The organism is Pseudoalteromonas sp. McH1-7 (assembly GCF_013366255.1).
Classification (GTDB): Bacteria; Pseudomonadota; Gammaproteobacteria; order Enterobacterales; family Alteromonadaceae; genus Pseudoalteromonas; species Pseudoalteromonas peptidolytica.
In genome coordinates this window covers 60,546-73,977 of record NZ_JABWPQ010000013.1, presented here as the reverse complement: position 1 = coordinate 73,977, position 13,432 = coordinate 60,546, and the positions used below count along the sequence as shown (strand labels likewise).

Sequence of the window (13,432 nt, the reverse complement as noted above, 5' to 3'; positions counted from 1 at the left end):
AATTTTAGCTCAAGATCAGTCGTTAACTCACTGAAATACCAAAGATCAAAAATGTGATTTAAGATAAATAAAAAAATCAATGCGTTAACTTGCCTACTCACTAACATCCAGATGACTTAAATCAGCGGTCAGCTCAGAATCCAACTAAGTTGACACTTTTTTGTTTACCAATTTAGCCTTTACATATGTTTTTTAACATTTATCACCTCATGAATTTTCATTCAATTTTTCACTTAAAAGATTGCTTAGCATTAAAGTAAAACAATAAAAAATGTAGAAAAACCCCAAAATAAAAGCAGTTTACTTTTTATTACTCGAAGAATTAGTTCAAAACTGCGCATAAAAACCCACGCTTAATTTAGGCTTTTATCAACAAAAGGAACAAACTTAAAACATTCGCAAAAAAGATTTAATTTCATATTTTTATAAAGATTAAAATATAATCCAAAATCAAACTTCAACATAAGCAAATGGGTTTATTGAGCTGTACTAATGAATGTAAAAAAACTCTCTATCGCAAATCAAATAGTTTTAAGTTTCACCTCTGTCTTTATCATTTTCGTTACCGTGGGCCTTTTGAGCTACAAGGGCATGAATGAAATAAACGCTAACCTGAACTACATTGTCAGAACGAGTATTCCTTCTGTAGAGACAGTCAAGAATATAAAGATTGATTTGTCTACAATAAGAAAGGATGAGTTTAGTACGGCTTTAAACCCAGAAAATGAATTGGTTAGTGAATGGCTAGAGATCCTAAGAGACCTTAAAAGGTCATTAAATGATAAAATTAATTTATATAAATCATTGCCTGTTAGTGCGGAAGAAAAAGCACTCTTTAATGAGTTTATCTATGCTTGGCAACGATATGCTGACGCTACATATCATTATGAAAGTTTAATTTTAAGTGGGAACGCTACCGAAGCAAACCGTATAATTTTAGATAGCTACCCACTTTTTGCTAAAGCCATGTCAGAGCTAACCGAGCTTGAAGCACTGAATAATAAGAGCGTAGAGCAGTCTGAGCGCAAGGCTATTGCCGCTGTAAAAAGTTCTTTATTTACACTCGCTATCTCAGGCCTATTAATCGCAATAACTATTGTTCTGATTTGTTTAGCGCTGAGTAAGGCTATTAAAACACCGTTAGCGGTATCAGTTTCACTTGCAAGTAAGATTGCTCGAGGCGAGCTAAACCACGCGATTGTACTTGAAGATCTCGGTAACAACGAACTGGGCTTGCTGACTCAGTCTTTAGAAAAAATGCGTGCGCAACTACATGCCTTAATCACCATGATTAATGACTCTGCAATTCAACTAACCGCTGCGGTCGAAGAAGTAAATGCTATTTCCTATCAAAACGCACAAGGCATGAATACGCAGCAAAATGAATTACAATCGGTCGCCTCAGCAATGACTCAAATGCAAGCTGCGATCAGTGAAGTGGCTAAAAGTACAGAAATGGGGGCTGAGTCAGCAACTCAAGCGAGTGATAAAGCCAAAGAGGGTAGCAGTGCCCTTAAATCCAATATTAGTCATATTTCAGACGTTGCAGAAACCGTTTCCTCAGCTGGTGAGCTTGCCAATAACCTTGAAAAGAACTCTCACAATATCAATGTAGTCGTTGATGTGATCCGAGAAATTGCAGAGCAAACCAATTTATTGGCTTTAAATGCTGCAATTGAGGCCGCCCGTGCTGGGGCGCAAGGTCGAGGTTTTGCCGTTGTCGCCGATGAGGTGCGTTCGCTTGCACAAAGAACACAGGATTCCACCACACAAATTGTAGAGATTGTTAATGATCTACAAACCAAGTCAAAAGAAACGGGTATCGCGACCAAAAGCTGTGAACAAGGAATAGCACTTTGTGTAGAGCAGTCAGAAGTCGCAGGTAACATGATCCAACAAATTGAAAGCCAAATAGACAGTATTGCTGCCATGAGCACACAAATCGCTTCTGCCTGCCATCAACAATCCGTCGTTTCAGAAGAGCTGAACAAAAATATTGAGACAATCAACTATTCAGCGGTTGAAATGACCGAAGGTGCAAACCAAACGGCCACTGCATGTAATGAAATGAGTAAACTGGCTCATGACCTTAAAGCACAAGTAGATAGATTCACGCTCTAAGGCCGCAGATCTTCGTAAACTCTCGTCGCGCTTATTAGCTAAGGTAATTGCTGAGCGCGACGATTGGATTCCACAAATGCCCTCGCCGTTTCATGTTGACTGTCTAATTGCAATAATTGTTGATAAATAGCATGTGCATTTTTCTTATCACCCTGCTTGAGATACGCTTCTGCAAGGCTGTCATAGGTGTTCACACTTTTTGGATGTGCAGCGACATTTAACTTAAAAAACTCGATAGCCGCATGGTAAGCACCAACTTCAAGTAATTGATAGCCGAAACGATTTAGTCGGCGCTCGCTAAACCCCAGCCCTTCATGCACTTGTTGCTGATAACTTTTTATTGCTGCAGCAACGTCTTGTGCAGTAATGGTTGCAAACAGCGTTCGCTCTGCACTTAACCTTGGAACTTGCACTGCTTTACCCGCGAGTATATCAAGTAAGCCATTAACCATATCTGTAAGCGGTGCACCACCTGTATTGTCAAACAAAATGATCACGGTTTGGTCTTCCAGCACTCTTGTGATCTTTGCGCCAAACCCGGGAATTCCGCCACTGTGATGAACCAGTGTTCTCGTTTGGCTAGCTACCTCTTGTTCGTTTATTTCCCAACCAAAGCCATAATTTCTATGCTTGGAGGGGATAAACAGCAATGATTTTAGCTCTGGAGTTAATAACTTGTCGTGATAAAGCGCACGGTCCCATTTATACATATCTTGCACTGTTGAGTACATTGCACCTGCTGAAAAAGGCACGCTCATATCTATAAAGTCCGCGTGTTTTACGCCCGCTAGCGTCGTATCGTAACCACTAGCTAGGCCTTTAATCAATTTCTCATGGTCGGCAAATCCTGTATCTTTCATATCAAGTGGCAACAATATGTGCGTTTCAAGTAGTTGCCAGTAACTTTTTCCTGTCACACGTTCAAGGATCCGCCCAAGTATGGTGTAACCGGCATTGCTGTAACGAAATGCCGAGCCTGGCTTAAACCGTAAATCACCCGAACAGAATATCTTGATAAATTCATCTCTGTGGTAAGGGTTATGGCTTTGTACACGACGAAATTCTGGATGTCTAAATACATCAGGAAGACCCGACGTATGATTAAGTAATTGCCGTATGGTAATTTGCCTTCCAGTATCTTTTCGATACTCCGGCAGATAGCTAACAATATTAGCATCGAGGTTGATACGACCTCGTTCCACCTGTTGTAAAACCAAAACAGCCGTAAACTGTTTTGTCACCGATGCAAGCTTAAATTTAGTACTGGGCTGGTTTGCTATTTGCCACTCAATATTGGCAAATCCATAACCCTGCTGTAATAAAATGTCTGACCCTTGCGCAATCAAAACCGCACCATCGAACTCTTTAATCTGATGATACTGCGCGATATAACTATCTAGCTTCTGTTGTAACGGCTCTGCTGCATCAGCAGACAGGGAAAATAAATACAAAAACAACAGTAAATTAACGAGTACTTTCATGTAAATCCTTGTTTATTATGATGACACACCTTACTCTACGGATCTGTTGCTGGCTTGCTAGTGTGCTTGAGTGACTTTAAGTGACATAAAAATTAAAAGCTTTTAAATCAATAAAATAATAAAAATAGGATTTATAAATTGCAGTATCAATTGAATCAAAAATGGCATTTTGATGTCAGTTCACGCACCATCAGCCATAATGAAACCTGTCACACACTGACACCTCTGAGCCATAGATTATTGCTCACCCTAATTGAACATGCACCCGACCTTGTGACTTATCAGCAACTAGAACAGCAGGTATGGCTTGGGCGAATAGTGACCCATGATGCAATAAAAAAACAAATAGCGAGATTAAGAAAACAGCTTAACGATGATGCCATCCAGCCAGAGTATATTGTGTCTGAACGCAGCTTTGGATACCGCCTTAGTGCAACTGTAGAGAAAGTGAATCACCAGCCACTGGTGCCGACCACAAAACGGTTTTCGATTATCACGGTGTCAGCAATTAGTTTTGCCCTACTCTTCGCGTTAGGAATTTATCAATACTTCCTCACAACATTAAAGCATGCAGAAAACACTGTTACGGTGCTGAGTGTGGCGCAGCAACATGTTGCGCAGGAAACCGCAGAAGATAATTTACGTGCCATCACGCTGTATCAGCAAAGCATTAATACCTCGCCAGCTGTAAATGATAGTTATAAAGGCTTAAGCCAAGCATTACTGGATGACTATAAATTATATAATCAAGCTGAAGATGCCCTCGAACAAAGTTTAATAAATGCAAAAAAAGCGCTTGATTTAACCCCTACCAGCCCATCAGCGCAGCGACTTCAAGCTCAAGCCCATGCGCTACAAGGTCGCTATAGTCTGGCACAACAGCAACTCACAGAAATGGTCGCTGATACGCCTGACTGGCCTTTACTTAAAGCAAACTTAGCCGAGTCCTACTTGTCACAAGGCAATACCATTAATGCCTACCCGTTAGCACGCCAAGCCTACGAAAGCTCCTCTAGCGAACCAAAGATCGTTGCTACCTATCTCAACTGCCTACGCAAAATGTATATGACTCAGTGGTTTGAAAACGTTTATAACAATGTAAGTCCCATAGTAAAAGCATCTCCTTGGGTGCAACTGGAATACATAAAGCTTTTGCAGCAACAAGGAAAACATAAAACAGCGACTCAACAACTTAATGTATTAGCCAGCACCGCTTCACATTCTCAAGCGCTAAATTGGTTCACCGCCCTTTCTTATCTTAGTGAATACCATCATAAACAAGCCGTTGACACTTTATCGCTGACTGTTGAAAAACAGGGGAAATATGCTTTATTTAGCCGATTATATTTATCATTACTCACCGCTCAGCCTAAATTGATAAACAGATACCAAAATGACATCCTCACTCTCATTGAAGCTGGTAACCAAGATCCTGAGTTAGTATTTAGCCTTGGTCTTATTAGCCTTTACCATCAACACAATGTTAAGGCCAAGCGCTATTTCAAACAGGCTATTTTACTGGGGTTTAGTGATGAATTTAGGTTTAAAGCATTACCCTTCAACCTCACAGCAGAGCAAGCTCACTTGATAGATATCATTATCCAGCAACTCAATGTCTCAAACTTAAAGAGAAGGGTTAAGCGCACCCCAAAGTAGCCACGATACATGATCTAACGATAAGTGGGGACGAATGATAAAGATAACCCTGCTTAAGGCTGGCAAAAAACGAACGAGCTTATACCAGTTCATCTTAATACTTACTCAATTTTAAGGAGTATATCTTACAGTTGCATCGTGCCAAACTCGGCTGCTCAGCAGCAAGTTAATATCTTAAATCTAATTGCGATATTAGACACTCACTCAACTCGTATTTGGACAATTCCAAGTTACATTGATTGGGACGCAGCCAAAATTTCGGATAACTTAAGATATACCAAATGCGACAATTAACTACAAAGTAGTGGCTCGTTTTGCTAACCACTACAATGCAATGTCATCATTGATTGATTCGTTCTAATGTGAGAGTTATTTTATCCACATTACTAAAGAATCGAGCAGGATATGCCGTTGGATATTCAGACTCAATTAGTGTTTCTGTAACTGATAAAATACGGGTCAACTCATCAGCAATATGTGTTTCATCGACTTGAAGAATATTTGTGGCACGCTGTAAATTTGGTGTAGATTTTAATATGTGTCCAGCAAACACACGATTAGCATGAGTGAGAATTCCGTACTTTTTCTTATCTGACTGTCGATTAGTTTGACCTAGCAACTCTTTAATTCGACGCTCGATAACTCTATGATGTATAACAGCATTTATTAATTTAATCCCACTAACAGATGAGTTAAATATTGCTTTGTATGCTGAACCTTCTAAGTTTTCAAAGAACTTACCACGTTGGCTCTTTAATAATGCTAAAGTCGATGGTCTACAACTTAAGCAAGCTAACGCATCCAAGGCTTCATCAATATCGATACTCTTGTCACCCAATAAATCACTAGAGATATCGCTTCTAAGTAGTTGATATGTGTAATCTTCAATTATTAGTTCATCGCGCAAGCGTACTTGTTGAGGATGTTGAGAGGCAAAGTCTCTACCAAGAACTCGGTTTTGATGGTTATTAGCTCTAGTGATGGAGTTAATAATGTCATCAGATGCTCCGTCTGGTATCTGTATGAATCGAGCTTGAACTTTTAGATTCGCTAAAGTTTCCTCATCAATACCCTCTAAAGATCCAATGCTACTGACTGTCTGAGCACCATTTATCACACTTACATCTCGAAAGTTAAATCGCCCCATGTCCCGTTGGTTAGTTTTATTACGTCGATGAGGCTCAACTGAACGGACAAGGACAGTAATACCATTGTTATAGAACCAAAAATGTTCTGGGTCGCTTAATGCCGTTTGCTTGATGGACTCATTGACTTCTGTATTACCTAGTAAATTACGAATATTCTTAGTAAACAATTTCGATGAGTGTTGCTGCCACCATTCAGCGATTTGATCCCCACTAACTACACCGAAAAATGCGGTGTATGGATTGTCAATTTTACCATATTGCTCTAGCTCGATGTCTTCTAGATCTACGGTTGCTGATGTCTGCGCATGTCGCCATTGAGTAATATCTTCGGAAGAAACTAAGTGAACCTGAAATGGTAGTTCATGATTGGGTGGTATAGATTCTAAAGATGCAGCTTCGTTTAGTTCATGCTGCCACTGCTGCATATCAGATAGAATCGTACTTGCGGCCCCACGCTTCCCCGTATGAGCCATAACAAAGAGAAACTTATAGTCAATAGAATTAAGAGCTTGACCTATGTCTTCACGTTTGTTTCTCAGAATAGGATCGAAGCGATCGTATTCTTCTTCTATTAAGTGATCACATGCCTGTTTAAAAACTAGGAAATCTGCGTTTGTCCAAGTTGAGCTACCTGATTGAGAAAATTTTGCTTGTACAACAACAACCGTCTTTTCCGTATGGTTTACATGTATAGCATCAATCCCACCATCCTGTGAACTATCGCACACAGCAGATCCAGCAACATTATCATCGACTTGCCCTAAGTGATGAACAACAAATGCCGCTATAGCTCGACTCGCCATTTTTGTGTTGTAGTCGGATTGATCTGTAGAGCATTCACGTTTATGAATAAAAGATTCAAAGCGTTCTCGCAATGTTGTACCTAATCTTGTTGCCATCAAGTTAGCGGTTGCAGCGGCAGAGGTTGCATTATCCTCTGGTGTTAAATCTGTAACGAAGGCCATAAATTTCCTGAATATCAAGTGATGTATGTAGAATTGATCATATTAACTACATACTATCGTTGAACTAAAAAACATTAGTCAATTAAGCACATATTGCGACATTAGTATAACTTGGTCAATATTAGGAAATACATAGTGCTTGAAATTGTTGTGCTGAATTATTTTGGGGCAAAAATGAGTTGGTTGAACGGCCACTTTGTTGAGTTGCGGTAGCATTCACAACCATCACCTATGCGCTTAAAGCGGCCTGTCAGGCGAGTCTAATAGACCCACTCATTTAAACGGTAAGATTTGGGGGTAAGCTACTATACATTAGCTTATTTCTTTCTCACTTTAGGGCATTTTGAGGATAGTCCTGCTCTTATATGCCCAAGTTCTTGTCTCTAGTTGGCAAGGCTGATTCACTTTCAATAATTCACTAGTAGCAGGGAGCTTTTCGCTGTACTTTACAGTTTACCCTTACTTTTGAGCTCTTCTAACCGCTCTCGCTCTGCCAAAATCGCCTTTAACATCTGAGTACGCAGCTGCGCTTCTTGCCCTTTTAACTCTGATAGTTGCTTCTCAAGTTCTTTTACTTCATCGGTCACCGTATTATCACGATACTTTTTGCTGCCGACATGCTCTGCAATAACGGCTCCGTCATCGGGCGTAATATCTTGTTGGTGGTTTATTTTCATAAAACGCTGTTCTCGGGATTGCATCAGCTTATCAATACGCTCTTGCAATGTATGAATTTGCGCTTGAATAAGATCCATCGCTTTTTCTAAGTTTTCGTAGTCTTCTTTAAAGACTGGATTATCTTCCTTATAACCCGTTGCCTCTTCATCAAGCTCCTTTGAGAGCACCACACGCTGATCTTGCTCATTCTCATTTTCAACTTCACTTTGAGGTAATGACTGAGCGTTTTGTGACACAGGTTGAGATGCAGCTGATGATTTAGACATAACGTCAGGTACTCTTGGTGATAAGCTTCCCTGATGTATTCGAATATCCATTTTCACTCCTTGGGATCAATACGATTAATTTGATGCTGACGGCAGGGGTAAGTAATTAATGTTAGATCTCCTTGTGCCCCGTTTATTCGCAGCTCCGTTTTACTTTATCGGTCAATCAAAAATAAACTTAAGACTATTTACCCTGAACTAGGGGTAGTAACTTGTTCTCTAGCAGCTATTACGCCTTTTGCGCTTAGGTGTTTTAGCTGACTAACTCACTTTTACCCCACGTTCGGGCTATTTAAATTTTCGTTCCTAATTTAGTTTCCACTGTCTTCAAACTGACACAAACTCGCGACTAATTTGTCATAAAAGCGCGCAAAAATGATAGTTAAGCTAACTCGGCTAGGAAGTATGTTGGTATAGCCTCTTTTTTCGCGGGAGCGTTATGGAAAACAAGCATATTGCAGTAGTTACCGGTGCCTTTGGTGGTATTGGTTCTGCTATTACAAAAACACTCATTGAAAAAGATTTCTTTGTTATCGCCGTTGCGAGCGAAAGACGCAATGAGGCTGACTTTGATAATTGGCTAAATACGTTGCAAATCAACCCAGTAAACGTAAAGCCGTTATTTTTAGACGTCACCAATGCCGAACATTGCCACACTGCGATGACGCAAGTGTTACAAGAGTTTGGCAACATAGACTTACTGGTCAATAACGCGGGTATTACCAGAGATTCTGCATTTAAGAAGATGACACATACGCAGTGGAGCGAAGTCATAAACACTAACCTAAACTCTTTGTTTAATGTGACAAACCCTGTTTTTTCTGCAATGTGTGCCAACCGCCAAGGTCGTATCATAAACATCTCTAGCGTAAATGGACTAAAAGGCCAGTTTGGTCAAACAAACTATTCTGCCGCTAAAGCTGGCATGATTGGCTTTACTAAAGCCCTAGCCTACGAAGGTGCTAGAAGTGGCGTTACCGTCAATGCTGTTGCACCCGGCTATACAGAAACGCCCATGGTAAGCGCTATGCGTGAAGATGTATTGAACAGCATAAAAGCACAAGTGCCCATGCAAAGGCTGGCGACTCCTGACGAAGTTGCCGCTGCGGTAGCCTACTTGGCATCAAAACAGGCGAGTTATATCACAGGAGAGACACTCTCTCTTAATGGCGGATTATACATGCAGTAATATCGCAACCACCAAAGGAATGAGCTGTACCTGATGTTTGGTGGCATTGTGGTTTATATAAAACCAATTTATTACTCTGAGATTTTGAGAAGAAATGTACTGGCTTTTTTAAAGCCCAGATTTCACAAGATTTATTGCGTTAACTCAATCCAAAACAAGGAAACGATCATGTACAGCGATTTATTTAAAACATTCAACGAGCAAACCGAGCAATTTTTCGCGCCAGCAATACAGTTCAATCAAATTGTTGCAAAAAATATCGAAGCGCTCTCTAAAATCCAGCTTCATAGTGCAGAGCAACTCACTAAAACCTCAATTGAGCAATTAAAGCAAGCGACTGAAATCAAAGATGCAAAGTCGATGATGGACTTTAATGCAAGTCAGTTAACTGCCCTAAACGTACTCAGCCAGCAAATGATCCAAGACGGTCAAAAGCTTTCGCAATTAGGTCAAGAGTTTAAAGACAGCCTAGAGTCTCTAAGCAAAGAAACACTAAAAACAGCAAAAGCGCAATAACCTCTAACACTGGGCGATCTCGGTCGCCTTACCCGTTCAAAAAATAAAGGATTTTCCGGTATGGGCACTCAAGCAAATATTGAGCAAGGGTTGACCGCATGGTGGCAATATAATCAAGAATTGTGGCAACTGGCCGCCACCAACCTAGGTAAAGCGCATCCATTGCAACAGGCATTGAATGAACAAAACCAAGCTGATTTTCAGAGCTGGCTCAGTGCCATCAACCAACAGCCTGATTCTTTCTTAAAACAACAAAGTGAATGGTGGCAAACTCAATTCGCTATTTTCCAAAATAGTTTTATGCCACACACAACAGGAGAAAAAGCGCAGGTTGTTAGTCCAGAGCGTGGAGATAAACGTTTTGTTGATGCAGATTGGCAGGAAAACCCGTGGTTTAACTACCTAAAACAGAGCTACCTTTGGTTTGGGCAATCACTGCAAAATACCATTGAAAATACCCCGGGCCTTGATCCTAAACTCAAAGAGCGATTGGCGTTTTTTGCCAGACAGTCAGTAAATTCGATGTCACCAAGCAATTTTGTATCAACCAACCCTGAATTGCTTAGGCTAACGCTTGAGAGTAACGGCCAAAACTTGTTTGACGGTCTAGCACTACTGAAAAAAGATTTGGCCAAAAGTTCAGAAATGCTGCGTATAAGCATGACCAATGAGAATGCTTATACCCTTGGCGAGGATCTCGCTTGTACCCCAGGTAGAGTGGTATTTCAAAACCATTTATTTGAGCTGATCCAATATCACCCTTGTACTGAAGAAGTACACAAAACACCGCTATTGATCGTGCCTCCTTTTGTTAATAAGTACTATATACTTGACTTACGAACTGACAATTCCCTGGTCAAATGGGCACTCAAACAGGGTTATTCGGTTTTGATGATCTCTTGGAAAAACCCAGATCCAAGTATGGCTAACATTGCTTTTGATGACTACGTTGTTGACGGCGTGTTATGCGCTTTAGAGCAAACAGAAAAACAAACCGGCGAAACCCAAGTCCATGCTATGGGTTACTGTATTGGCGGTACTTTACTGACGACTTGCATGGCTTATATTGCAGCAAAGCGCATGAAGCAAAGAGTGAAAAGTGCCACCCTGCTGACGACTATATTAGATTTCTCGCAACCTGGAGAGATAGGCGCTTTTATCAATGAGCCAACCATTAGTGCACTTGAGCAGTACAACAATCAGCATGGTGTAATGTCAGGCCACTTGCTTGGCACTTCTTTTAGTATGCTGCGAGAAAACAGCCTGTACTGGAATTACTTCGTCAACAACTATCTGAAAGGCAAAACACCTGCGGATTTGGACCTGCTCTATTGGAATAGTGATAGTACAAACCTAACCGCAGCATGCCACAACTTTATCTTACGTGAGCTATATCTCAATAACGGTCTTATCGAAGACAAAGCAGTGAATATCCGAGGCACTAAAATTGACCTTGGCAAAGTAAAGCAACCGGTCTACTTTCTCTCTACGCGTGACGATCATATTGCGCTTTGGCAAGGGACATACGAAGGGGCTAAAAGGCTCAGTAGTTCAGTGACCTTTGTGCTTGGCGAATCGGGTCATATTGCAGGAGTGATCAATCCGCCAGATGCAAATAAGTACGGTTTTTGGTTTGACGGGCAAGATAACGACGACCCAACTCAGTGGTTTGAATCAGCACAGCACCAAACTGGTTCTTGGTGGCCTCACTGGACACAGTGGTTACACCAATTAGCACCAGAACTTGTACCAGCAAGGGCTGCGCAAAGCGATGAACAGCCTGGTATTTATGATGCACCAGGCGAATATGTCAAACGCGTTATTTAGTCTCAACGATAAATAACCTGAGCATGAGTAATTCATGCGTGCCTAGCAATTTGGATTTACAAAAGGTGCTCAGGTTATTTAGTTGTTCTAAATAAGAAGTTTTAACGCAGTTAGCGTCAGATTTACTCCGTCAAATTGAGTAAGTATTAACGCTAATTGGTATTACAGCATCCAATCTCTACTGCTATAAACTCAGCCTCTCAAGTTTTATCCCTCAACCAAATGCTTTCATTATTGACACCCTTAGTGAGTTTCGTCATGCTAACTCTCAAAAATATAGGGAAAGTACATGCTAGGTTTTATCTACGCTTTAATTGGAGTGGCTGTTTTAATTGCCTTATTGCATTATAAAAAGGTAAAAACTGACACACGTCGTCGAACGTACATTCAAAATTACAATCTAACCTTCCTTAGACCTAAATTACGTAAGTATCACCCCACACTATCAGATACAGATCTGGCGCAAGTAGAATCCGGCTTGAAGCAATTTTTTCTTGCTAATTTATTGCTCAAAGGCCAATCTCTCGCTATGCCCTCAAAAGTAGTAGATACACTCTGGCATGAGTTTATTTTGCATACCAAAACGTACCATGAGTTCTGCCAACAAGCTTTTGGCAGGTTTCTACATCATTGCCCATCAGAAGCAATGCAAGGCAGTAATAAAGCACAGCTCAGTATTCGTAAAACTTGGCGAGCCTGTTGCAGTATTGCCAGCATTTCGCCACGAAAACCACATCAACTGCCCATCCTATTTGCATTAGATGCACAGCTACACATACCCGACGGGTATTACTATACAACAGCTGAATTTCAATCAGATCAAACTGAACCGAAACATGACGATACGCTCGCCATTTATGCCGGAAACATCGGCTGTACGACACTAAAAAGTGGTGATGGTAACGCTGATGGCGCTGATAGTTCAGCATCCAGTTGTAGTAGTGGTTCCAGCTGTGGTAGTGGTTGTAGCAGCTAGCTTGATCCCTCCACTAAAATAGAGGCTCTTTACATTCGTTAACGTTGCACACTTATATTAACAGCAAAGATTAGCTACTATTTGTACCGGTTTAACTTATTGTAATTTGGTGATCCGGTGTCCATTATAAATAAACATTACAGCCTCGCCTTGTCTGCACTGCTGCTCTTTGGATGCAATCAACTGAGCGAAACGCAGCCAATATGGAAAATTGCGGCTGAAGGTATTATTTTTAATGGCCAACTGCAAACCCATCTATCGGCAACCTCGATACAATGTGAACAGTGTGAAGTCGTCAACCAAACCGATATGCGCCCCTCAGGTCCTGCCAACTACACTTTGGTATCTGAGAGTAGCAAGCTAAAAGCTATTTGGGGCAAAAGCGGTAATGCGGCTTTGTACATACCTAATAATGTCGGTAGAACGTTAATAAACTTAGCCCCAGATACAGAAACTGGTGTGTGGTTGATGGACTTAGACAGTACGCCAAAGCCACTCAAAGTAGGCAAAGTAAATTACGTTATGTTAGGGGCACAAACCTATCAGGTTGTCATCAGCCCCACGTCTAAGCGCACCGACTTCGAGTACGCTGTTTTGGTGAAGTGATGT

General features: G+C 40.9%; 10 protein-coding genes. 7 read left to right on the top strand and 3 right to left on the bottom strand.

Going from position 1 to position 13,432, the window contains the following annotated elements; genetic code table 11:
• Window positions 1-492 precede the first annotated feature (492 nt).
• Window positions 493-2,121 (top strand): methyl-accepting chemotaxis protein, encoded by a 1,629-nt coding sequence (locus tag HUZ36_RS10950; RefSeq protein ID WP_176032863.1) that lies wholly within the window; start codon window positions 493-495, stop codon window positions 2,119-2,121.
• A gap of 38 nt (window positions 2,122-2,159) precedes the next feature.
• On the opposite strand, the gene HUZ36_RS10945 is transcribed toward HUZ36_RS10950, so the two are convergent.
• Window positions 2,160-3,602: a serine hydrolase gene (locus HUZ36_RS10945; RefSeq protein ID WP_176032862.1), complete on the bottom strand. Its 1,443-nt coding sequence runs from the start codon at window positions 3,600-3,602 to the stop codon at window positions 2,160-2,162.
• A gap of 138 nt (window positions 3,603-3,740) precedes the next feature.
• Between HUZ36_RS10945 and HUZ36_RS10940 the strand changes: the two genes are divergently transcribed.
• A complete protein-coding gene (locus HUZ36_RS10940) occupies window positions 3,741-5,258 on the top strand; it encodes a winged helix-turn-helix domain-containing protein (RefSeq protein WP_176032861.1) in 1,518 nt (505 codons plus the stop codon).
• A 340-nt stretch (window positions 5,259-5,598) separates the two neighbouring features.
• Here the strand turns inward: HUZ36_RS10940 and HUZ36_RS10935 are convergent, their stop codons facing one another.
• A complete protein-coding gene (locus HUZ36_RS10935; protein WP_176032860.1) occupies window positions 5,599-7,371 on the bottom strand; it encodes an AIPR family protein in 1,773 nt (590 codons plus the stop codon).
• A 446-nt stretch (window positions 7,372-7,817) separates the two neighbouring features.
• Entirely contained in the window at window positions 7,818-8,366 is a 549-nt protein-coding gene (locus HUZ36_RS10930) for a hypothetical protein (RefSeq protein ID WP_147391344.1), read from the bottom strand.
• A gap of 388 nt (window positions 8,367-8,754) precedes the next feature.
• Here HUZ36_RS10930 and HUZ36_RS10925 point away from each other — a divergent pair, with 388 nt between their 5' ends.
• The 5 genes from HUZ36_RS10925 to HUZ36_RS10905 all read left to right on the top strand — a co-directional run bounded on the left by HUZ36_RS10925 (window position 8,755) and on the right by HUZ36_RS10905 (window position 13,429).
• Window positions 8,755-9,504: an acetoacetyl-CoA reductase gene (locus HUZ36_RS10925; protein ID WP_176032859.1), complete on the top strand. Its 750-nt coding sequence runs from the start codon at window positions 8,755-8,757 to the stop codon at window positions 9,502-9,504.
• A 168-nt stretch (window positions 9,505-9,672) separates the two neighbouring features.
• Window positions 9,673-10,020 (top strand): phasin family protein, encoded by a 348-nt coding sequence (locus HUZ36_RS10920; RefSeq protein WP_125253982.1) that lies wholly within the window; start codon window positions 9,673-9,675, stop codon window positions 10,018-10,020.
• A 60-nt stretch (window positions 10,021-10,080) separates the two neighbouring features.
• Complete coding sequence (phaC, locus tag HUZ36_RS10915) at window positions 10,081-11,847, top strand: class I poly(R)-hydroxyalkanoic acid synthase (protein ID WP_176032858.1); 1,767 nt, start codon at window positions 10,081-10,083, stop codon at window positions 11,845-11,847.
• Between the two features lie 289 nt (window positions 11,848-12,136).
• Entirely contained in the window at window positions 12,137-12,823 is a 687-nt protein-coding gene (locus HUZ36_RS10910) for a glycine-rich domain-containing protein (protein ID WP_176032857.1), read from the top strand.
• A 117-nt stretch (window positions 12,824-12,940) separates the two neighbouring features.
• A complete protein-coding gene (locus HUZ36_RS10905; protein ID WP_176032856.1) occupies window positions 12,941-13,429 on the top strand; it encodes a hypothetical protein in 489 nt (162 codons plus the stop codon).
• The last annotated feature ends 3 nt before the right edge of the window (window positions 13,430-13,432 follow it).

What these genes read in the sequence shown, in the direction of transcription:
- HUZ36_RS10950 (WP_176032863.1), top strand. Translation starts at nt 493, where the DNA reads ATGAATGTAAAAAAACTCTCTATCGCAAATCAAATAGTTTTAAGTTTC.
- HUZ36_RS10945 (WP_176032862.1), bottom strand. Translation starts at nt 3,602, where the DNA reads ATGAAAGTACTCGTTAATTTACTGTTGTTTTTGTATTTATTTTCCCTG.
- HUZ36_RS10935 (WP_176032860.1), bottom strand. Translation starts at nt 7,371, where the DNA reads ATGGCCTTCGTTACAGATTTAACACCAGAGGATAATGCAACCTCTGCC.
- HUZ36_RS10930 (WP_147391344.1), bottom strand. Translation starts at nt 8,366, where the DNA reads ATGGATATTCGAATACATCAGGGAAGCTTATCACCAAGAGTACCTGAC.
- HUZ36_RS10925 (WP_176032859.1), top strand. Translation starts at nt 8,755, where the DNA reads ATGGAAAACAAGCATATTGCAGTAGTTACCGGTGCCTTTGGTGGTATT.
- HUZ36_RS10920 (WP_125253982.1), top strand. Translation starts at nt 9,673, where the DNA reads ATGTACAGCGATTTATTTAAAACATTCAACGAGCAAACCGAGCAATTT.
- phaC (WP_176032858.1), top strand. Translation starts at nt 10,081, where the DNA reads ATGGGCACTCAAGCAAATATTGAGCAAGGGTTGACCGCATGGTGGCAA.
- HUZ36_RS10910 (WP_176032857.1), top strand. Translation starts at nt 12,137, where the DNA reads ATGCTAGGTTTTATCTACGCTTTAATTGGAGTGGCTGTTTTAATTGCC.